We start from the raw sequence: 20,253 nt of genomic DNA, 5'->3' as shown, positions 1-20,253 counted from the left end.
GGGTGAAGCGGGTCACGACCATCGAAGTAGGAGTGATCGCGAACGCGGGCGAAGCCCGGGTGAAGCGGGTCACGACCATCGGAAGGAGTTTGACGTGTACGACATGCCAACCGAAATCGACGTCCGCGCCGACGGTCCGCTGCGGATCATCACGCTGAACCGCCCTGATGCGCTCAACGCGGTCAACGACGACCTGCACACCGGGTTAGCGGAGCTGTGGCCGCGGCTCAGCGCCGACCGCTCCGCGCGGGCCGCCGTGCTCACCGGTAGCGGACGGGCGTTCTCGGCGGGCGGCGACTTTCACTACCTGGCCGAATTGGCGCAGGACGCCGACCTGCGTGCCAAGACGATCGCGCATGGACGCGACATTGTGCTGGGGATGGCGCGGTGCCGAATTCCGGTAGTAGCGGCCGTCAATGGGCCGGCCGTCGGCCTCGGCTGCAGCCTGGTTGCACTGTCCGACATTGTCTATATCGCCGAAGACGCCTATCTGGCCGATCCGCACGTGCAGGTCGGGCTGGTGGCCGCCGATGGGGGACCGCTGACCTGGCCACTGCATATCAGCCTGCTGTTGGCCAAGGAGTACGCGCTGACCGGCGCGCGTATTTCTGCGGCGCGCGCCGTCGAACTCGGGTTGGCCAACCACATTGCCGACGACCCGGTCGCCGAGGCGATGGCAGCCGCCAAGAAAATCATGGAGCTGCCGCAGCAAGCGGTCGAGAGCACCAAACGGGTGCTCAACGTGCACCTCGAGCGTGCGGTGCTGGCCACCCTGGACTTCGCGCTGTCCGCCGAAAAGGAGTCCTTCCAAACCGAGGATTTCCGCTCGATCGTCACCAAACTGACCGCCGGCAAAAACTGACCCCGCTTGTCGAATTGGAGAAAAGCTGTGCCTGAAGCTGTCATCGTGTCCGCGCTGCGGACACCCATCGGTACCGCCCGCAAGGGCACCCTGCGCGACACCACCGCGTACGAGCTGGCACACCACGTGGTTGCCGAAGCTGCGGCGGACGTGGATACGGCCCAGCCCGACGACGTGATCCTGGGCGAAGGTCTGTACGGCGGAGGGGTATTGGCCCGGCACGCCGCCGTGACCGCAGGGTTGCCGTCCGTGCCTGGGCTCGCCCAGAACCGCCATTGCGCGGCCGGCCAGGCCGCGGTGCAAAGCGCGGCGGCCAGCGTGCGAGCCGGAATGGACCAGCTGATCATCGCCGGCGGGGTGAACTCCGCCTCGACGTCGCCGCGATCGCGCCTGCAGGTTGACGGGGAATGGGTCGACTGGTTCCCACCGACGCACCCGAACCGGCCGGACGCGCCGAACATGGACATGTCGATCACCGTCGGCTGGAATGCCGCGGTGGCGGCAGGCGTGAGCCGCGAGGAGATGGACGCCTGGGCGCTGCGGTCGCACCGCAATGCAATCGCCGCAATCGACGAGGGACGGTTCAAAGACGAAATCGTCCCGATCGAGACACCGCACGGGTTGTTCGACGTCGACGAGCACCCCTGTCGGGACACCACAATGGAGAAGCTGGCCGCGCTCAAGCCGCTGCACCCCGAGATCGATGGCTTCTCGATCACGGCCGGCAATGCCTGCGGTGCCAACGACGGCGCCGCTGTGCTGACCATCGCAAGCGACCGGTTGGGTCTGCCCGCGCTCGCGACCGTCCGCGCCTGGGCCTCGGTCGGTGTCGATCCCGCTGCCACCGGCCTGGCGCCGGTCGAGGCCATCCCCAAGGCTCTTGCCCGCGCACACCTTTCGCTATCCGACGTGGACCTGTTCGAAATCAACGAGGCGTTCGCGTCGATGTGCGTGGCCACGATCAAACTGCTCGATCTGGACCCCGACCGGGTCAACGTCAGCGGCAGCGGCTGCTCGTTAGGGCATCCGGTTGCGGCCACCGGGGCCCGGATGCTCGTAACGCTGGTGCACGAATTGCGGCGGCGCGGCGGCGGTTTCGGGGTCGCGGCGATGTGCGCGGGCGGTGGGATGGGTTCCGCCACGGTCATCGAGGTGCCGGCGCCATAAAATCCTGGAGATGAACATCGCCGAGTTGATCGCCGCCGCGCGGAACGGATCTCCCCGCGCGGCCGGTCGGCTACTCAGCTTGGTCGAGGGTGACCGTCGTGCCGAGGTGCTGGATAGCCTCGATCCGTCGCCGGTATACGTCGTCGGCATCACCGGGCCGCCGGGGGCGGGCAAATCGACGACGATCGCGGTTCTCGTCGGGGGCTATCGCGAGCGGGGGTTGCGGGTGGCGGTGCTGGCCGTCGACCCGTCCTCGCCATTCAGCGGTGGTGCATTGCTCGGCGACCGGATTCGAATGACCCGCCATATCAACGACTCCGAGGTGTTGATTCGTTCGCTGGCCACCCGCGGCCATCTGGGCGGACTGGCCGCCGCCGTTCCCGCGGCCATCCGGTTGCTCGGCGCATTGGCTTACGACGTGGTGCTGCTGGAAACCGTCGGCGTGGGGCAGTCCGAGATCGAAATCGCTGCGGTCGCCGACCCTACCATCGTCATCCTCAACCCGGGAGCCGGCGACGCCGTGCAGGCTGCCAAGGCGGGCCTGTTGGAAGTCGCCGACATCGTGGTGGTCAACAAAGCTGATCGGGAGGGCGCCAAGCAGACGATTCGCGATCTGCGCGCCGAGACCACGGCGCCGATCCTTAGTCTCGTCGCCGCGAAGGGTGAAGGCCTGGCGGAACTGATGGAGGCGATCGACGCCCATCACCGAACCGACAGCCATCGGCGCCGGTTGGCGCGCGCGCGGGCGCAGATCCTGTCGCTTGCGCAAACCCGACTGCGGACGCACCCGGATCTCGACCGGCTCGCGGCGTCGGTTGCCGATGGCCGCAGCGATCCCTACTCCGCCGCCGACGGGCTGCTGTCCTGACGGTTCGCCGCCCGGCTCCCGCCCTCCCGCACGCCCGCACCGCGATTGTGCAATTTCATACGGGTGCTGCGGCGTGTTGCGTATGAAACCGCACTCCCGGCAACAACTTTTGGCCCGACCGGCCAGTTGTTCACCAGAGGTAGATCGCCAGGATCGCGCCCCAAAGGGCGACGAGCCACGCATCGCTGCCTAGCCGCAACCACCGCGGCGCGGTGCGCACTTCCATGAAGTTCGCAATGATCAGATGCGCCTTGACCAATGCCAGGGCCAAGACCGCGATCGTGATCGGGACGCTGGCCGTCGGCGTCCCCTGGGCGTGCGCCGGCCCGAGCCACCAGGTGACGACGGTAATCGCCGACAGAACCAGCCACACGCCGGTGAGCCGCGCAGTCGTGGTCATCGCATCACGTACAGCAGCGCGAAGATGACAATCCACAGCAGGTCCACCATGTGCCAATAGGTGGCGCCCGCTTCGGCCATACTCACCCGCCGCAGCGTGGGATTGCGCTGATCGACGACGACGACCCCCAGTATCACCAGCCCGAGCAGCACGTGGAACAGGTGCACGCCGGTGAGCAGGTAGTAGAACATGAAGAAGTCGTTGCGTGGAAAGGTCAGTCCCTGACTGATTTTCGAATACCACTCGTAGGCTTTGATCACCATGAACAGGACGCCGCAACCACCGCCGCAGAACAGTAGTCGCACCGCGGCGGTGTGATCCGCCGAACGGGCCGCGTGCACGCCACGCGCGACGAACCACGAGCTGGCGATGAGCACCAACGTGTTGACGACCCCGATGTTGAGGCTCAGGTGCTCCTGGGATTCCAGAAAAAGAGCACGCTGCTGCGCGCGGTAGACCATGAAGATGACGAAATAGGCGCCGAAGATGATGAGGTCGCCCAGCACGAACACCCACATGCTGCCATCGCCGGGTACATGTGCCTGCGGCTTGCGGCCGACATCTGAGCGGGTTTCTGTCATCGGCCCAGCCCTAATCCTGCACCTGCTGACCGAGCGGCTGGCGGTCGACCGCCACCTTCAACAGCACGATCACACATACCTGCCAGAACCCGAAGATCGCCGTGCCCATCCAGAAACTGATCGAACCGTTCCACGCGAGTGGTCCGGATCTGAAGATGAACACCGGGGCGGCGAGCAACTCGGTGACGATCTGCCAAATCGATATGTAACCCAGCCATTTGGGAAAAACCTGGTTCTTGTCCAACAGGATGGCGATCGCGAACACCAGATATCCGGTGGAGAAACATCCCAGCGATCCGACGAAAGACAAGAATGTCAGGTCATACATCAGCGCGACGATCTCCGGGTCGCGGTCGGGCCGGAATGCAGCCGTCAGGAACGATATTGCGGCCATCAGGCATCCCGGTATCGCGCCGACGGCCAGTGCGCCCAGGTACGCATAAGCGAATACCGGGCTGACCGACATGCGCTTGATTTCATACACGACAATGCCGTTGGTCACGCCGGCGAAGCCGATGATGAGCATCAACAGCGCAAACCCGATCTGGATGGTCAACGCATGCTGATGCACGAAAGCGACCATCTGGTCGGCGGCGACATCGGGGCGCGGCGGCGGCATCACCCGTGTCAGCACGACGAAGATCAGGCCGAACATGCTGTAAAAAGTCGGGACAACCCAATAGCAGATCAGCAGATCGGTTTTGGTCCTCGGCCGGTGGCGCTCGCCATCTCCGGCGGCAGTCGCCACCGCTGAAGCCGTTGCGCTGCGGGTCATTCCGCTGCGACTCCGTCGTCAGCTTGTTGCTTGATCGCCGTACGCAGCACGACGAACATCACCGCCACATTCAACGCGAAGGCACCGATGCGCAGCCAGAACGACACCACCCCGTCCCAGGCCAACGGTCCGCTTCGAACTACGGCTGCACACGCGGCCGGTGTCATCGCCGCTGCCGTCGCCAGGCTGAATGCGCCGACCCAGCGCGGGAAAATCGGCCGGGGCCGCGCGTCGAGGTAGACGGCCACCGCAAGGCAGAGATTCTGGACCACCAGCATGCCGACCGGTGCAATGAACGTAATCCAGGCCAAATCGTTGAGTAGTTGGATCAACTGCGGATTCCGCTCGGGCCGGTAGGCGGCCACCAGCCAGAAGATGTCGGCGAGCGCGAATAACGTTGCGCCGCTGACGGCCGCGGTCAAGTAGCAGTAGGCGAGCACTTGGTTAGGTGTCGCCATCCGTTTCATCTGCACGACGATCAGCGCGAACAGCGGGATCAACATGATGCCGAACAGGTTGTAGGTGATCATGCTGAAGCGGATCATCGTGGTGTTGTGCGCGTAGAAGTCGGCCACCTGGTCGGCGGTCATTCGAGGCGACATCGGCGGAAAGAAGCCCGGGAACGCCAGAAACGCGATCAACAAAACCACGGCGACAACCGGCGTCAGCCACAAACAGATCAACTGACCGCGCACGCTCACCGTCGGTCGGACATCTTGCTCCTCGGCGAGAGTCGACATCACACCTTCCGGGATCCGAAGGGAGTTGGCACCTGCTCGCCGAACCTAGCCGATCGGCTAGGCACGGTCAATAGCCGATCGGCTAGGCTGGCCGGGTGGTGTCCACTGAGGCCGGCACGCGACTGCGTTCCATCCGGCGCAGCGCCGCTCAGACCCGCATTCTGGATGCCGCACTGCGTCTGATCGCCGAAAACGGGGTCGGCGGAACATCGTTGCAGATGATCGCCGACGCCATCGGCGTGACGAAAGCCGCTGTCTACCACCAGTTCAAAACCAAGGACGAGATCGTCATCGCGCTCACCGAACGTGAGCTCGGCGGCCTGGAGGAAGCGCTGGAGGCCGCCGAAGCCGAGCAGTCCCAGCTGCGGGCGCGCGAGTTGCTGCTCGACGGCGTGATCGAACTTGCCGTCAAGCGCCGCGGCGTGGCGAGCACGCTGCAATTCGATCCCGTCATCGTCCGCCTGCTTGCCCGACATCAGCCGTTCCAGCAATTTATCCAGCGGCTCTACGGCGTCCTTGTCGGCGACGCCGGCGACGACGCGCGAGTGACGGCGGCGATGCTGTCCGGCGCCATCGCCGTCGGCGTCATGCATCCACTCGTGGCTGACGTCGACGACGAGGCGCTGCGCTCGCAGCTGCTTCGGCTGACCCGCCGATTCATGGAGACGTCCGCTGAGTGAACGGCGTATCGGGCCGCGGATCTCCGAGCCTGGCGCGGATCGCTCCCCAGGGATCGGCGTAGCGCCCGGGGGCATGCCGGTAGGCCGCGCGCCGGGTCAAAATCTGCCGCGCCACCGGGGTCAGGAGTCGCATCGGGTAGCGCGTCCAGCCGGCCTGCGCGCGCATCTCGGCGACCATGTCGGGCCACGAATGATGTTGGAAATTCAAGGCCTGCTGCGCCCGGGTGCTATCCATCCAGTCGGTGACGAACCAGTCGGTGTCGCTGTCCGGATTGCCGGGCCTGCCCGCGGGTAGCACTCCGGCCATACCGCGGGCGGCGGCCAGGGCCGGGCCGACCTCGCCTTGCCGTAACCGGTGTGAGTCGTCGCCGGCGATCAGCAGGATCTCGCCGACGACGTCTGCGGTGGTTGCCGCCGCGAACGCGGCCGCGACGTCGCGGACATCGACGCCGTGCAGCCGCCCGTCGGTCGGCAGCAAGCTTTCGAAGTACAACGCGTCGGAACTGAACGGCATCGCGGTGGGGTCGGCGCTGAACACACCACCGAGTCGCAGCACCACCCAGTCGAGCTTCGACGAGCGCACGAGTTCTTCGGCCTCGAGCTTGTGCTGTCCATACACATCGGACGGCTTGGGCGGGGTGTCCGCCCGGACGGGAGCCGTCACCCGGTGCGGGTTACGCGCGCCGTACACGGCATTGCTGGAGGCCTGCACGAAACGTGGCGGGACCTGTTGCGCTTCGGCGGCACGCACCAACGTGCCGGTCGCGTCGACGTTGACCTTGCGGGCCAGCTTGGCGTTGGAGTAGATCTGCGGCGGGATGACGGCGGCCAGATGCACGATTGCCGCGGGCGCGGTCTCAGCGATCAGCCGATCGACCGCGGCAGGGTCGGTCAGGTCTGCCCACCGGGTATCGATGCCGGCCGGCAGCGCTCGCGCCGCCTTGTGATTGGCGGGGGTGTCGAGGTCGGCGGCCACCACCTGTCTGCCACTGGCGGCCAGCCGTCGCACGGTCGCCGACCCGACCAGCCCGAACCCTCCGGTCACCAGGACGGTTCCAGGCATGCGCCCCCTCAGCTGCACAAGGATGGATTATGACATTCTCGAATGCGGAGAGTATCATATCCGCAGGTAAACGCTGATCCAGGCCGGTGCAGAGACAGGGGAGTTTGTGAGCGGTAACGGCAAACCGGACATCGCCAAGTGGGACCCGGGCCTCACCCGACAGCTCACGAACACGATCGGGCCGATCGTCAAGCGATGGTTCCGGGCGAAGGTACGCGGCTTGGAGTCGTTTCCCGCCGCCGGCGGTGCACTGGTGGTCTCCAACCACTCCGGCGGCATGCTCACTCCCGACGTACTGGTCTTCGCGCCCGCCTTCTACCACAAATTCGGATACGACCGGCCGGTCTACACACTGGGCCATTACGGCTTGTTCATCGGGCCGCTAGCCCAATGGCTGATCCGGGCCGGCGTCATCCACGCCGACCGCGAAAACGCTGCCCAGGCACTGCGGTCCGGTGGGGTGGTACTGGTCTTCCCCGGTGGCGACTACGACTCGTACCGGCCAACGCTGAGTGCCAACACCATCGACTTCCAAGGCCGCACCGGATACGTGCGCACTGCCATCGAGACCGGCGTCCCCATCGTGCCGATGGTCTCCATCGGGGCCCAAGAGAGTCAACTGTTCCTGCTGCGGGGTGACCGGATAGCCAAACTGCTGGGACTGTACCGGGCGCGAATGAAAATCCTGCCGGTCAGCTTCGGTGTCCCGTTCGGACTCAGCGTGATCTTCCCGCCCAACCTGCCGCTGCCCACCAAGATCGTCACCGAGGTGCTGGAGCCCATCGACGTCGCGGCCCGGTTCGGTCCGGAACCGGATATCGCCGAGGTCGACACGCATGTGCGTTCGGTGATGCAGGCCGCTCTCGACCGGCTCGCGCAGCAGCGCCGCTTCCCACTGCTGGGGTGAAGCGGCTAGCCGTTGGCGGTTGCCGGCGCCATCGCCGTTTCGACCCTGGCTGGTTCGCCGGGAAAGCCTGCGGCCCCCCGGATTTCACCGAACGCATGAATCATCGCGTCGGTGGCTTCGTGGATGTCGTTGAAGGTCCGATCGTCGGAGAGTACTGAGATGTCGACCTGGTCGGCGTAACTCCACACCGTGATATTGACCGCGGCGCCCGCGGAAAGAATTCCTACCGAGTAGATTTCGGTCACCGGAGCGCCTCCGATCGTGCCGCGTTCCCGTGGCCCGGGCACATTGGAGACCGCAACGTTCATCGCCCTGTTCTGTGCCGCCCGTTTCGACGACCACCGAAAAAGGGCCGGGGTCAACGGCGGCGGCAGATACGCCATCAGCCGGCCCTGCAGCTGCGGGCCGAGCAGATCGTGATCTTCCTTGGCGATAGTCGTGGACACCGAGACCAGACGAACCTGCTCGAGTGGATCGTCGACGTGCACGGGCAACGACACCGACAGTCCGCTGATTTCGTTGCCGGAGATCCGGTCTGGGGATCTGTCCGTGCTGACCGGCACCGAGGCGATGATCGGCCGGTCAGACCTGCCGTCATAGCGCAGCAACACCTCTCGCAGCCCGCCCGCGGCGATTGCCAGGACGATGTCGTTGAACGTCACGCCGAGGTGTTTGGCAGTCTCCTTGACTTCGGCCAGCGACAGGACAGCGGTGGCGAACGTCCGTACCGGCGAGACGACATGGTTGAGAAAGGTCGGTGGCGCTTTGAAATTTTCGGCCAGATCGGGGTGTTCGCCGCGATTCCGCGAGCGCCGCCGGACGCGGGAGATGCCACGTGCGGCGTCGGTAGCCAGCCGCGGCAGCGCGGCAACCTGCCGCATGTGATCGCGTCCGGCCGCCCGCAACAGCTCGGTCCTGGTGGGCAGGGCGCAGCGTTCGTAGTCGGCATGTTCGTCGCCGGCCGATTTCTTCAGATCCATCAGCAGCGCCAGTAGGTTCGCTGAGGCAACCCCGTCGGCGAGCACATGATGCACCTTGCCGATCAGCGCGAAGCGATCGTCACTCAGGCCCTCGGCAAAGTAGAACTCCCACAACGGTCGGCTACGGTCGAGCGGCGTGCTGGCGATCTCGCCCATTACCTGGTCAAGCTCTCGTCGACCGCCGGGCTGCGGAATCTGCACCCGACGTAAGTGATAGTCGAGATCGACCTCGCAATTCTCCAGCCACATCGGGTGGTGTAGCCGCCAGGGAATATCGACGAGCTTGAAGCGCAGTGGGTCCAGCAGGTGCAGGCGACGCTCAAAGGTCTGCCGAACCACCTCGATGCTGAACTCACCGTCGAAGTCGGTGGCGTCGATGATCCCAACCTTCAGCGTGTGCGTGTGCAGGCTGGGGGTTTCGGTGTACAGCAACATGGCGTCCATGCCGTTGAGTCGCCTCATTGCCCACCTCGATCGCTAGCGACTCGGTTGATGGAGCTATCGAACCATCCGCGCGGTGCTGATCGGTGGTTTCGGAGAAAAGTCGTGTTCGCCGGCGGAACGCGTCAGGCGTCAACCGAGCGACCGGTGGCCGCGGCATGCGCGGCGCGGAATGCGAAAACCATTGCCGGTCCGATGGTTCCACCGGCACCGCCGTAAGCCCGGCCGGTTACACCCGCCATCGCGTTGCCGGCGGCGAACAGCCCCGGTATCGGCTCGCCGTTGACGTGCAGGACGCGACCGTCACCGTCGGTGCGCGGTCCGCCCTTGGTTCCCATCGCACCCACTGACACCGGGACCGCGTAGTACGGAGCGTTATCGACTGGCCCGAGCGTCTTCTCGGCCAGCGTCGTCGCCCGCTCGTCACCCCAATATCCGTCGTACGCGCTCGATCCGCGGCCGTAGTCGGGATCGTGGCCGGCGGCCACATTGCGGTTCCACTCTGCGACCGTGCGGGCCAGCCCGTCGGAATCGATACCGGCCCTGGCGCCCAATTCGGCCAAGTCCGGTGACGCGCAGAACCAGTCCGGCACGGGCTCCCCGGGGGCGACGCCCAAAAACCCATAGCGTTTCAGGTGCAGCGAATCGAACACGATCCACGCCGGATCGTTGACGTACCCGTCGCGCGGGTCGAGGTAGTGGAATGCCCCGGCCATCGAGTTGTAGTCACACGCCTCGTTGACGAATCGTCGTCCGGCGCGGTTGACGATGATGCTGCGCGGGCGGGTCCGCTCCAGCCGCACACTGCGGCTGCGTTGTTCGCCGTCGATCGTGTCGCCGGGGATCTGCACGATGGGCACCCACCACGCTTCGCCCATGTTGGCCAGATCGGCCCCGTGCGCCATCGCCATCCGCAAGCCGTCTCCGGTGTTGTTGGGCGGCGAGACCGCTCCGTGCATCGGGCCGCGCAGAAATGCGTGGACCAATGGCCGGTTCCACTCGAACCCGCCGGTACCCAGAATCACGCCGCGACGGGCGCGCACGGTCAGCTGTTGTCCGTCGCAGAGAACCCGGACGCCGGTAATCCCGTCGTCGTCGGCAACCAGCTCCTCGGCCCGCGCGTTGGTCTGCGGTGTCACGCCCAGGTCGAGTAATCCCTTGAGTAGCCCGGCAATCAGCGCGGTGCCGGCCACGCACAGGTCCGATGCGTGCTCGTCGACCTCCGCGTGCAGCCGCGCCCGGGTTTCGGCGTCGAATCCGACGTTGGACCAGTCAGCGGGAAACGAGGTGATCCGGTCGCGCCACTGGCCCAGCCGGCTCAGATCGAAGGGTGCGGCGCTCAGCGACCGGCCTCCGGTGGGCCGCCCGCCAGGAAGCTCGGGTTTGTAATCGGGGAAGCCGGTGGCGATTTCGAAGCGCAGACCGCTGTGCGCCTCGACGAAGTCGAGCATGGCCGGGCCGGTGCGGACGAATGTGTCGACCAGCGCCTCGTCCATCGAACCGAGCGACTGCGCCTGCAGATAGCGCAATGCGTCGGCGACCGTCAATTCTTCGTCGGGACAACGACGATGCGCGGGAATCCACACCACTCCGCCGGACACCGCGGTGGTGCCACCCACGGTTGCGGCCTTCTCGTAGACCGCCACCGACGCGCCGTCGGCGGCTGCCGTCAGGGCCGCCGTGAGGCCGGCGCCGCCGCTGCCCAGCACGTCGACGTCGACTTCATGGTCCCAAGAAGGCATGGGTGCGCGTCCTTTCAGCCGAGGATTTCCGACAATTGCTTGGCCGCCGTGATGACGGCGTCCTGCCCGCCCATCACGACGCCTTCCCGGTGTGAGATCAAGTTGATACACGTCGGCGGTGAGGGTGGCTCCCGGCGCACCGGCACGGCCAGACCGTAAGTGTTGGGCTCGATTTCGCCGTGGGTGATTACCCAGCCCCGCGTGCGCGCCTCGGCGACGAGATCGCGTTCTGCCGGCCGCGCCGGCATGCTCGCCAACAGTGCGATCCCGGCCGCGCCTCGGTCCAACGGGTATCGACTGCCCTCGTGAAACGCCAGCTGATAGGGAACCTGGGTTGGCACGATCACCGCGATCGCCACCTGCTGATCGCCCTCGGCCACCAGCAATGACACGGTGGTGCCGAGGTCGTCGGCCAACGCCCGCAGAATCGGCACGCTGAGCTGGCGCAGATTGCGATCGAACGAGGCCCCCAGCACGGCAAGGTTCGCCGCCGGGCGGTAGCGGCCATCGTCGCCCTTGGCGATCAACCTGAACTCAGCCAGCGTGCCGAGCAGGCGGTAGGCAATCGTCCGGTGCACCCCGACGGCGTCGGCGACCTGTTGCACGCTCAGACCCGAAGGCGCCGCCGCGACCAGTTGCAGGGCGCTGAGTCCTCTGGCCAGCGTCTGTGACCCGTTCACGGCCGCGGCGCTTCCCTTGACAGACAACCGGCGGAGAGTGATGCTCTATATATAGTGCACATCACTGTGCGATTTTAGCACACGATGGTTGCGCCCGACGAGAACCAGACTTCCGCAGAAGGAGCCAGGTGGCCGAGTACGAAAGCGTCTGGAGTGACCTCCAGGGTGTCCCGTGCGAGCAGGGCTACCTCGACGCCGACGGCGTTCGCACCCGCTTCCTGCGCGCCGGCGACCCGGGCAAACCGGTACTCGTGCTGTTGCACGGATCAGGCGGCCACGCCGAGGCATACGTCCGCAATCTGGAAGCACATGCCGAGCATTTCTGGACGTGGTCCATCGACATGTTCGGGCACGGCTACACCGATAAGCCCGGTCATCCGCTCGAGATCAGTCACTACGTCGAACATTTGCTGGCGGTTCTGCGCACAATCGGCGCCGAGCGAGCCAGCCTGTCGGGTGAGTCGCTCGGCGGTTGGGTCGCCGCGCGCGCCGCTGCCGATCACTCCGACAAAGTCGACCGGCTCGTGCTCAACACCGCCGGCGGTTCGCAGGCCGATCCCGAAGTGATGCAACGTATTATCACGCTGTCGATGGCAGCGGCCGAGAATCCGACCTGGGAGACCGTGCAGGCCCGGATCAAGTGGTTGATGGCCGACAAGTCGAAGGGCTACGACGACTTGGTCGCCAGTCGGCAGCGGGTATATCGCCAGCCGGGTTTCGTCGCCGCGATGCGCGACATCATGGCCCTGCAGGATCCCGAGATCCGGGCGCGCAACCTGCTGGGGCCGGCGGAGTACGGCCGGATCACTGCGCCCACCCTGGTGTTGTGGACCAGCGATGACCCCACCGCCGATGTCAGCGAGGGCCGCCGGATCGCGTCGATGATTCCCGGCGCGCGCTTCGAGGTGATGGGCGGTTGCGGACATTGGCCGCAGTATGAGGACGCCAAGACGTTCAATCGGTTGCATCTCGACTTCCTGCTGGGACGCTGACGTGACAACAGATCTCGACGTCGTCGTGGTCGGGGCAGGCCCCGTCGGCCTGACGCTAGCCAACATCCTCGGCCTGCACGGTGTTCGCACCATGGTGGTCGACGAGCGGGAAACGTTGATCGACTATCCGCGCGGGGTGGGCCTGGATGACGAGGCACTGCGGACCTTCCAGACCATCGGACTGGTCGAGGCGATCCTGCCCCATACCGTGCCGAACCAAATTCTGCGATTCGTCGACGCCAAGCGCCGATTGCTGGCCGAGATGGCCCCCGCCGATGCCCGGTTCGGCTGGCCCAAGCGCAACGGCTTCGTGCAGCCACTGGTTGATGCCGAATTACTGGGCGGCTTGGACAGATTCGAGCACGTCGAGGTGTGCTGGAATCGCCCGATGACCTCATACGCGGAAGCACCGGACGCCGTGACAGTCGAGCTCGGTGGCGACGGCGATCCGTCGAGCGTGCGGGCGCGCTATGTCGTCGGCTGCGACGGCGGGCGCAGCGCCACCCGGCGGCTGATGGGCGTGTCCTTCGACGGCACGACCTCGCCGACCCGATGGCTGGTCGTCGACTTGGCGAATGATCCACTCGGTCATCCCAACAGTGAAGTCGGTGCCGACCCTGAGCGACCCTATGCGTCGATCTCTATCGCGCATGGAATCCGGCGGTTCGAATTCATGATTCACGCCGACGAATCCGATGAGCAGGCGCAGGACCCGGACTTCCTGGCGCGCATGCTTGCTCCGTTCGTGCCATATCCGGATCGGGTCGAGGTGATCCGGCGGCGGGTGTACACCCACCACTCCCGGATCGCGGGCGCGTTCCGCCGCGGTCGGCTGCTTCTTGCCGGCGACGCCGCACACTTGATGCCGGTCTGGCAAGGGCAGGGCTACAACAGCGGTATCCGGGACGCGGCGAACCTGGGCTGGAAGCTCGCCGCAGTGGTGACCGGCCAAGCCGACGAGGCGTTGCTCGACACCTACGACGTCGAACGGCGCAAGCATGCCCGGGCCATGATCGACCTGTCCACCATGGTGGGCCGGGTCATCTCCCCGACCAACCGAAGGGTCGCCGCCGTCCGCGACCTCATGGTGCGGTCAGCCTCAATTGTGCCCTCGCTCAAGCGGTATGTGCTGGAGATGCGGTTCAAGCCGATGCCGCGCTACGAGCACGGCGCGGTTGTGCATTCCGAACCGCGCCGCGAAGACTCGCCGGTCGGCACCCTGTTCGTGCAGCCGCGCGTGGATACCCGCGAACAGCGCAACGTGATGCTCGACGATGTGCTGGGCGCCAACTTCGCGGTGCTGGCGTGGAACAACAATCCGCGGGAAATTCTGGGGGAGCAGGCGTTTGCGAGCTGGAAAGCGCTCGGCGCGCGGTTTGTGGCAGCGCGTCCACTGCCTCAGCTGCAGTGGACCGGTCACGACGATCCCGACGTGGTGATCGTCGGCGATCGCGACGGCGATCTGAAAACCTGGTTCGACGCCCATCAGGAATCCGTATTGTTCCTGCGTCCCGACCGTTGCATCGCTGCCGCCGGAATCGCTCAGCTCGCACCGGAACTGAGCGCGGCACTTTTCGACGTCCTCACCTTGACTCCGGGAGGGGGTGATTCTCGAAGTGCCCATAGCCCTGTGCTGTATGTCCCACAGCCCGCTACTGAATCTGCCGGGGCCGCCCAAGGACCTCATTGATGACATCGCCAGTGCGGTGGCGCAAGCTCAGGATTTCGTTCGCGGGTTCGACCCCGAACTCGTAGTCATCTTCGCGCCCGACCACTACAACGGATTCTTCTACAAGCTGATGCCGCCGTTCTGCATCGCCACCGGCGCAGCGGGTGTCGGCGACTACGGCACCCACGCCGGACCGCTCAACGTTCCCGATGCGATCGCGATCGCCTGCGCCAAAGCGGTACTCGATGCGGGCGTCGACCTCGCGATTTCGGCGAGCATGGCGGTGGATCACGGCACCGTCCAACCCCTGGAGAAACTGTTCGGCGCCGCCACGGCACCCCAGGTGGTGCCGATCTTCATCAACTCGGTCGCCACACCGCTCGGCCCGCTTCAACGTTCTCGAGCACTGGGAACCGCGGTCGGCCACTATTTGGCAACGCTGGACAAGCGGGTCCTGGTGGTGGGATCCGGTGGCTTGTCCCATGATCCGCCGATAGCGACCTTGGCGACGGCAACCCCGCAAGTAGCGGAACGGATCGTGCACGGCAAACCGATGACCTCCGACCAGCGTCAGGCCCGACAGACGGCGGTGATCGAGGCGGCGCAGGCGCTGGCCGAAGGGCGCAGCGACCGTCAACCGATCAACCCGGCCTGGGATCACCGATTCCTCGAGATCGTCGACTCCGGTCAGCTTGCCGACCTCGATGAGTGGTCCAACTCGTTCATCGCCCATGAGGGCGGCAACTCCGCGCACGAGATCCGCACCTGGGTCGCGGCTTTCGCTGCGCTGGCGGCGGCCGGCCCCTACCAGACCGAGGTGCGCTATTACAAAGCAGCCGCCGAACTCATCGCCGGGTTCGCCATCCGCACGGCGATGTCGACATGACGGAAACGGTCGAGCACACCGTCGACGTGCTGGTCGTCGGTTCCGGCGGCGGCGGGATGACCGCCGCCCTGACGGCCCACGCTTCGGGTCTGGACACTCTGGTCGTCGAAAAGTCGCACCACTTCGGTGGTTCCACGGCGCTCTCGGGCGGCGGAATCTGGGTGCCGGGCGCGCCCGCGCAACACCGGGAAGGTTACGAACCGCCTCGCGACGGTGTTGTCGAGTATCTGCAGCGCATCACCGAAGGGCTCGTCAGCGATGCGCGGATCCGGCAGTACGTCGACTCCGCGCCGGAAATGATGGCGTTTCTCGAACAACTCAGCCCATGGTTTGAGTTCGTGTGGAAACCCGGCTATGCCGATTACTACCCGGAACTGCCCGGCGGCTCCGAACTCGGCAGCACGATCAATGTGCCTCCCATCGACCTGCGCGAGTTGGCCGAAGAGGAGCAAAACCTGCTGCAACCCTTGGCGCTGGCTCCCAAGGGAATTTGGCTTGGCCCCAAGGAGCTTCGATCGTTCTATCAGGTGCGCCAATCCTGGGCGGGGAAGGCCGTTTTGGTGAAGCTGATGTGGCGGATGATCCGGGCGCGGCTCTTCGGCGACCGCGTCGCGGCCATCGGTCAATCGCTCGCAGCACGGCTGCGGCTGGCGATGAAAGACCGCGACATCCCGCTGTGGCTGGACTCGCCGATGACACAATTGCTCACCGACAACGGCGGATCGGTCATCGGCGCCGTCGTCGTCAAAGACGGGGTATCGCAGCAGATCCACGTCCGCCGGGGAGTCATTCTGGCCACCGGTGGATTCGACCACGAGCTGGCCTGGCGCAAAGAGCACCAACCGGTCGTCGACCATGATTGGAGCTTTGGCAACCCCGCGGCCACCGGCGACGGTATCCGTGCGGGCCAACAGGTGGGCGGCGCCACCGACCTGCTCGACGAAGCCTGGTGGTTCCCTGCCATCCAATGGCCCGATGGCCGAATGCAGTTCATGCTCAACGAGCGCATGATGCCGGCGCAGTTCATCGTCAACGGCGCGGGCAGACGTTTCATCAACGAGGCGGCACCCTACATGGATTTCGGCCACGCCATGCTCGACGGGCAGAAATCCGGGATCACCCACATCCCGTGCTGGCTGATCACCGACCACCGGTCCTGGAACCGTTACGTTGTGGCCGGGCATCTGCCGCTACCCAAGATTCCGGGCGCCCCGGTGCCCACCGGACGCAAGGTGCCGAAGGCCTGGCTGACGTCGGGTGTGGTCAAAGCCGCCGACAGCTGGGATGAGCTCGCCGCCGAGATCGGGATCCCGTCCGACCAACTACGCGAAACCGCAACACGTTTCAACCAGCTGGCCCGCAACGGTCATGACGACGACTTCAACAGAGGTGACAGCGTTTACGACAACTATTACGGAGATCCTACCCTGGCCAACCCCAACCTGTATCCACTCGGCAAACCGCCCTATTACGCCTTCCGGGTCATTCTCGGGGACCTCGGCACGTCGGGCGGTCTGCGCACCGACGAGTGCGCCCGGGTGCTTCGCAACGACCACACCGTGGTGGGCGGCCTCTACGCGGTCGGCAACACCGCAGCACCCGTCATGGGACGCAGCTATGCCGGTGCCGGCGCGACAATCGGCCCGGCCATGACATTCGGCTACGTCGCCGCCAAACACCTTGTCAGCCAAAGCTCATCACTTATCGGAGGTAACCAGTGAAGATCTCGCTGTTCTACGAATTCGCCCTGCCCCGCCCGTGGCAGCCCGACGACGAGCGGATCCTGCTGCAGGACTGCCTCGACGAAGTGGAGGCGGCCGATAAGGCCGGCTTCTCCACGGTCTGGCTGACCGAGCACCACTTCCTGGAGGAGTACTGCCATTCCACCGCGCCCGAGATGTTCTTGGCCGCGGCCAGCCAGCGCACCAAGGACATTCGCCTGGGCTTCGGCATCATGCACCTGCCGCCGGTCGTCAACCATCCGGCCCGGGTGGCCGAACGCATCGCCACCCTGGATCTGATCTCCAACGGTCGGGTCGAGTTCGGCACCGGAGAGTCGTCTTCGGTCGGCGAACTCGGCGGCTTCGGCATCGATCCCGCCGATAAGCGCACGCAGTGGGAAGAGGCACTCGAAGTGGCGATCCGCTGCATGATCGAGGAGCCGTTCACCGGATTCAAAGGCCAGCACATCGAGATGCCGGCCCGCAACGTCATCCCCAAGCCGGCGCAAAAGCCGCACCCGCCGGTGTGGGTGGCCTGCACAAGGCCGGCATCCGTTCAGATGGCGGCCCAAAAATGCATTGGTGCACTGAGTTTCGCTTACACCGGGCCGGGTCCGCTGACCGAGCGGGTGAACGGCTACTACAAGGAACTCGAGGAAAGCGGCGTCCCGGTCACTCCGCAGATCAACCCGAACATCCTGGCCATCGGCGGCGACCTGTCGATGATGGTGGCCAAGACCGACGAGCAGGCCCTTGACCGACTCGGAATGGGTGGCGGCTTCTTTTCGTTCGGGATCATGCACTACTACATGACCGGTGTGCACACCCCCGGACGCACCGGCGTCTGGGAGCGGTATCTCGAGGAATGCGAGAAAGACCCGACGCTGGCCTACGGGCCCGGCCGCGGCGCGATCGGCTCACCGGCCACCGTGCGAGAGTTCCTGCGAGGCTACGAGGACAGCGGCGTCGACGAGATCATCCTGCTGCTCAACCCGCGCAGCCACGAGGGCACCATGGAATCCATCGAAATCATGGGCAAAGAAGTACTGCCGGAATTCATCGAACGCGACGCCAAAGCGGTGGCCGAGAAGACCAAGCGGCTAGCGCCGGTCGTCGAGAAGATCGAGGCGCGCCGCACGGCCTCGACCGCACCGGAGTTCGACGAAAGCTACTCCTTCGGCGGGCTGCCCACCGGCCGGGGAGGGAAGTTCACCGCCAGCGAGATCCCCGAAGCCATGGCCGAGATCAACGAGGGCCGCGTCCAAGCGGCGCAGCGCGCCAAAGAACAAGGTTCGTGATCGAGCAACTGTGGCGCTATGACGGCCGCCGGGCGGTCGTGACCGGATGTGCTTCGGGCATCGGTGCGCAGGTGGTGGCCCAACTCGCCGAACTCGGGGCCGAGGTCGTCGGTCTGGACCGTGCGCGACCGACCGTCGAGATCGACGAGTTTCACGAGGTTGACCTGACTGATGCCGGGTCGATCGATCGTGCGGTGGCATCCGTTGGCGGGCAGGTGGATGCGCTGTTCAATGTCGCCGGTGTGTCCTCAGGGATCGGCGATCCGCTGCTCGTCGTGACGGTCAACTTTCTGGGCCTGCGGCATCTCACCGAGGCGGTGATCCCCAAGATGCCCGCAGGGTCGTCAGTGGTCAGTGTGTCCTCGCTGGCAGCAGCCGGCTACCGGGATCGTCACCAAACAACGGCCGGGCTGCTGCATACCGCGACGATGGCCGAGGGCATCGAGTGGTGCCACCGCCACCCCGATGCGCTGACCGGTGGGGGGTACCGGTTGTCGAAAGAAGCGATCATTCTCTACACCATGAAATGTGCCGCCGCCCTCGGCGCCAGGAGTATCCGGATCAACTGCACCGGCCCCGGGGTGACCGAAACACCGATTCTCGACCAACTACGGACCGCCTACGGTCAGGATTATCTCGACGATATCCCCAAGCCGTTGGGCCGAGTCGCCGAGCCCGACGAACAAGCCGCAGTGCTGGTGTTTTTGAATAGCCGCGCTGCCAGCTACATTTCGGGACAGGTCATCTGGGTCGACGGCGGAACCGTGGGCGTCTCGATCGCCGGTGAACTCGAGGGAGGAGCCGCATCGTGGCCGGCCTGACCGACTTTCGTCGCGCCGCACGCGAGGTCAGCAACTGGGGCCGGTGGGGAAATACCGACGAGCTGGGCACCCTGAACTTCATCACCACGGACAAGATCGCCCAAGGAGCGAGCTTGGTCAAGCACGGCAAGGTCTTTCCGCTCGGTGTGGACTTCGGGTCAGCAGGCCCGCAGGGCGCGTTTCAGTTCCGGCACAATCCGATCCACGTCATGACCGTCGACGGCGGCGACACCAGCACGCTGGCCCAACACGGACCGCAGTGGGACCGCAACCCGAGCGCACAGGAGCTCAGTAAATACTTTCAAGACAATCCGTTCCGCTTCAACGACGACATGATCATCATGCCGCTGCAGGCCGCTACCCAGTGGGATGCGTTGTCCCACGTCTACTACGACGACCAGCTCTACAACGGCTTCCCGGCGGGTTCGGTCACCAGCTTCGGCGCATTTCACTGCGGCATCGACAAGGTCGACGGCAAAGGCATCACGTCCCGCGGTGTGCTGCTGGATTTGGTCCGCCACCGCGGTGCAGACACGTTCCTCGAACTCGGCAACCCCATCACGCCCGGCGAACTCGACGACGTCGCCCGCTCACAGCAGGTGGCGATCGGACGCGGGGACATTGTGCTGATCCGGACCGGCTGGTGGGCGCGGTTTCTCGAGACCGGTGACGGCAGTGAGCTCGGTGCGGGCCTGGACTGGCGCTGCGCTTCCTGGTTACACGACCACGACGTCGCGGCCGTGGCCGCCGACAACCTGATGGTCGAACACCCGGTATCCGGGGTCGAGGGAACGTATTTGCCGATGCACATGCTGTGCCTGCGTGACATGGGTTTGATGCTCGGCGAGTACTGGGACCTGACTGCACTGGCAGCAGACTGCGCAGCCGACGGGGTCTACGAGTTTCAACTGGTCGCCCCGCCGCTCAGAGTCGTTGGCGCGGTGGGGTCTCCGGTGAATCCCATCGCAATCAAGTAGGGA

Annotated in this window: 20 protein-coding genes; 12 read left to right on the top strand and 8 right to left on the bottom strand. The window is 65.4% G+C overall.

What is annotated here, in order from left to right:
- Positions 1-94: 94 nt before the first annotated feature.
- The 3 genes from AC5Y42_RS06265 to meaB are packed head-to-tail and all read left to right on the top strand — an operon-like array spanning position 95 to position 2,897.
- Positions 95-862: an enoyl-CoA hydratase/isomerase family protein gene (locus tag AC5Y42_RS06265; protein ID WP_499896602.1), complete on the top strand. Its 768-nt coding sequence runs from the start codon at positions 95-97 to the stop codon at positions 860-862.
- A 27-nt stretch (positions 863-889) separates the two neighbouring features.
- Complete coding sequence (locus AC5Y42_RS06260) at positions 890-2,029, top strand: thiolase family protein (RefSeq protein ID WP_499896600.1); 1,140 nt, start codon at positions 890-892, stop codon at positions 2,027-2,029.
- A 10-nt stretch (positions 2,030-2,039) separates the two neighbouring features.
- Positions 2,040-2,897 (top strand): methylmalonyl Co-A mutase-associated GTPase MeaB, encoded by an 858-nt coding sequence (gene meaB / locus AC5Y42_RS06255; RefSeq protein ID WP_499896598.1) that lies wholly within the window; start codon positions 2,040-2,042, stop codon positions 2,895-2,897.
- Between the two features lie 130 nt (positions 2,898-3,027).
- Here the strand turns inward: meaB and AC5Y42_RS06250 are convergent, their stop codons facing one another.
- Genes AC5Y42_RS06250 through AC5Y42_RS06235 form a run of 4 tightly spaced genes read right to left on the bottom strand, consistent with a single transcriptional unit; the run spans position 3,028 to position 5,393 of the window.
- A complete protein-coding gene (locus AC5Y42_RS06250) occupies positions 3,028-3,297 on the bottom strand; it encodes a cytochrome C oxidase subunit IV family protein (protein ID WP_499896597.1) in 270 nt (89 codons plus the stop codon).
- On the bottom strand, positions 3,294-3,878 hold the full coding sequence (locus tag AC5Y42_RS06245) for a cytochrome c oxidase subunit 3 (protein ID WP_499896595.1): 585 nt from the start codon (positions 3,876-3,878) through the stop codon (positions 3,294-3,296). Before AC5Y42_RS06245 ends, AC5Y42_RS06250 begins: the two co-directional genes overlap by 4 nt.
- 10 nt (positions 3,879-3,888) lie before the next feature.
- The gene (locus AC5Y42_RS06240; RefSeq protein ID WP_499896593.1) at positions 3,889-4,653 is read right to left on the bottom strand and encodes a hypothetical protein; all 765 of its coding nucleotides are present in this window, start codon (positions 4,651-4,653) and stop codon (positions 3,889-3,891) included.
- Positions 4,650-5,393: a hypothetical protein gene (locus AC5Y42_RS06235; protein ID WP_499896591.1), complete on the bottom strand. Its 744-nt coding sequence runs from the start codon at positions 5,391-5,393 to the stop codon at positions 4,650-4,652. The genes AC5Y42_RS06240 and AC5Y42_RS06235 overlap by 4 nt, the downstream gene beginning before the upstream one ends.
- 161 nt (positions 5,394-5,554) lie before the next feature.
- On the opposite strand from AC5Y42_RS06235, the gene AC5Y42_RS06230 reads away from it, so the two are divergent.
- On the top strand, positions 5,555-6,073 hold the full coding sequence (locus tag AC5Y42_RS06230) for a TetR/AcrR family transcriptional regulator (RefSeq protein ID WP_499896804.1): 519 nt from the start codon (positions 5,555-5,557) through the stop codon (positions 6,071-6,073).
- Here AC5Y42_RS06230 and AC5Y42_RS06225 read toward each other — a convergent pair.
- Complete coding sequence (locus tag AC5Y42_RS06225) at positions 6,051-7,136, bottom strand: NAD-dependent epimerase/dehydratase family protein (protein ID WP_499896590.1); 1,086 nt, start codon at positions 7,134-7,136, stop codon at positions 6,051-6,053. The genes AC5Y42_RS06230 and AC5Y42_RS06225 overlap by 23 nt on opposite strands.
- 106 nt (positions 7,137-7,242) lie before the next feature.
- Here AC5Y42_RS06225 and AC5Y42_RS06220 point away from each other — a divergent pair, with 106 nt between their 5' ends.
- Entirely contained in the window at positions 7,243-8,043 is an 801-nt protein-coding gene (locus AC5Y42_RS06220; protein WP_499896588.1) for a lysophospholipid acyltransferase family protein, read from the top strand.
- A 5-nt stretch (positions 8,044-8,048) separates the two neighbouring features.
- Here AC5Y42_RS06220 and AC5Y42_RS06215 read toward each other — a convergent pair whose 3' ends face one another.
- From AC5Y42_RS06215 to AC5Y42_RS06205, 3 genes are all read right to left on the bottom strand, one after another.
- On the bottom strand, positions 8,049-9,485 hold the full coding sequence (locus AC5Y42_RS06215; RefSeq protein WP_499896586.1) for a WS/DGAT/MGAT family O-acyltransferase: 1,437 nt from the start codon (positions 9,483-9,485) through the stop codon (positions 8,049-8,051).
- 104 nt (positions 9,486-9,589) lie between these two features.
- On the bottom strand, positions 9,590-11,206 hold the full coding sequence (locus AC5Y42_RS06210) for an FAD-dependent oxidoreductase (RefSeq protein WP_499896584.1): 1,617 nt from the start codon (positions 11,204-11,206) through the stop codon (positions 9,590-9,592).
- Between the two features lie 14 nt (positions 11,207-11,220).
- Positions 11,221-11,886 carry an IclR family transcriptional regulator gene (locus AC5Y42_RS06205; protein WP_499896583.1) on the bottom strand — a complete coding sequence of 222 codons (666 nt, stop codon included), beginning with the start codon at positions 11,884-11,886 and terminating at the stop codon, positions 11,221-11,223.
- Positions 11,887-12,014: 128 nt separating this feature from the next.
- Here AC5Y42_RS06205 and AC5Y42_RS06200 point away from each other — a divergent pair, with 128 nt between their 5' ends.
- From AC5Y42_RS06200 to AC5Y42_RS06170, 7 genes are read left to right on the top strand one after another with little or no spacing between them, the layout of a single operon-like run.
- The gene (locus tag AC5Y42_RS06200) at positions 12,015-12,878 is read left to right on the top strand and encodes an alpha/beta fold hydrolase (protein ID WP_499896582.1); all 864 of its coding nucleotides are present in this window, start codon (positions 12,015-12,017) and stop codon (positions 12,876-12,878) included.
- A gap of 1 nt (position 12,879) precedes the next feature.
- The gene (locus AC5Y42_RS06195) at positions 12,880-14,568 is read left to right on the top strand and encodes a bifunctional 3-(3-hydroxy-phenyl)propionate/3-hydroxycinnamic acid hydroxylase (protein WP_499896581.1); all 1,689 of its coding nucleotides are present in this window, start codon (positions 12,880-12,882) and stop codon (positions 14,566-14,568) included.
- Positions 14,516-15,433, top strand: coding sequence for a 3-carboxyethylcatechol 2,3-dioxygenase (locus AC5Y42_RS06190; protein WP_499896580.1), 918 nt, complete (start codon positions 14,516-14,518; stop codon positions 15,431-15,433). The genes AC5Y42_RS06195 and AC5Y42_RS06190 overlap by 53 nt, the downstream gene beginning before the upstream one ends.
- A complete protein-coding gene (locus AC5Y42_RS06185; RefSeq protein ID WP_499896579.1) occupies positions 15,430-17,154 on the top strand; it encodes an FAD-binding protein in 1,725 nt (574 codons plus the stop codon). Before AC5Y42_RS06190 ends, AC5Y42_RS06185 begins: the two co-directional genes overlap by 4 nt.
- Entirely contained in the window at positions 17,151-18,452 is a 1,302-nt protein-coding gene (locus tag AC5Y42_RS06180; protein WP_499896577.1) for an LLM class flavin-dependent oxidoreductase, read from the top strand. Before AC5Y42_RS06185 ends, AC5Y42_RS06180 begins: the two co-directional genes overlap by 4 nt.
- Positions 18,449-19,273 (top strand): coniferyl-alcohol dehydrogenase, encoded by an 825-nt coding sequence (locus AC5Y42_RS06175; protein ID WP_499896576.1) that lies wholly within the window; start codon positions 18,449-18,451, stop codon positions 19,271-19,273. Before AC5Y42_RS06180 ends, AC5Y42_RS06175 begins: the two co-directional genes overlap by 4 nt.
- Entirely contained in the window at positions 19,261-20,250 is a 990-nt protein-coding gene (locus AC5Y42_RS06170) for a cyclase family protein (RefSeq protein ID WP_499896575.1), read from the top strand. The genes AC5Y42_RS06175 and AC5Y42_RS06170 overlap by 13 nt, the downstream gene beginning before the upstream one ends.
- Positions 20,251-20,253: the final 3 nt, after the last annotated feature.

The organism is Mycobacterium sp. NGS48 (genome assembly GCF_059812585.1).
This window is presented reverse-complemented; position numbering and strand designations above follow the sequence as displayed.

Excerpts from the sequence above, each read along its gene's own strand:
- AC5Y42_RS06190 (WP_499896580.1), top strand. The coding sequence starts at position 14,516 with ATGTCCCACAGCCCGCTACTGAATCTGCCGGGGCCGCCCAAGGACCTC.
- AC5Y42_RS06245 (WP_499896595.1), bottom strand. The coding sequence starts at position 3,878 with ATGACAGAAACCCGCTCAGATGTCGGCCGCAAGCCGCAGGCACATGTA.
- AC5Y42_RS06210 (WP_499896584.1), bottom strand. The coding sequence starts at position 11,206 with ATGCCTTCTTGGGACCATGAAGTCGACGTCGACGTGCTGGGCAGCGGC.
- meaB (WP_499896598.1), top strand. The coding sequence starts at position 2,040 with ATGAACATCGCCGAGTTGATCGCCGCCGCGCGGAACGGATCTCCCCGC.
- AC5Y42_RS06235 (WP_499896591.1), bottom strand. The coding sequence starts at position 5,393 with ATGTCGACTCTCGCCGAGGAGCAAGATGTCCGACCGACGGTGAGCGTG.
- AC5Y42_RS06225 (WP_499896590.1), bottom strand. The coding sequence starts at position 7,136 with ATGCCTGGAACCGTCCTGGTGACCGGAGGGTTCGGGCTGGTCGGGTCG.
- AC5Y42_RS06185 (WP_499896579.1), top strand. The coding sequence starts at position 15,430 with ATGACGGAAACGGTCGAGCACACCGTCGACGTGCTGGTCGTCGGTTCC.
- AC5Y42_RS06250 (WP_499896597.1), bottom strand. The coding sequence starts at position 3,297 with ATGACCACGACTGCGCGGCTCACCGGCGTGTGGCTGGTTCTGTCGGCG.
- AC5Y42_RS06215 (WP_499896586.1), bottom strand. The coding sequence starts at position 9,485 with ATGAGGCGACTCAACGGCATGGACGCCATGTTGCTGTACACCGAAACC.
- AC5Y42_RS06240 (WP_499896593.1), bottom strand. The coding sequence starts at position 4,653 with ATGACCCGCAGCGCAACGGCTTCAGCGGTGGCGACTGCCGCCGGAGAT.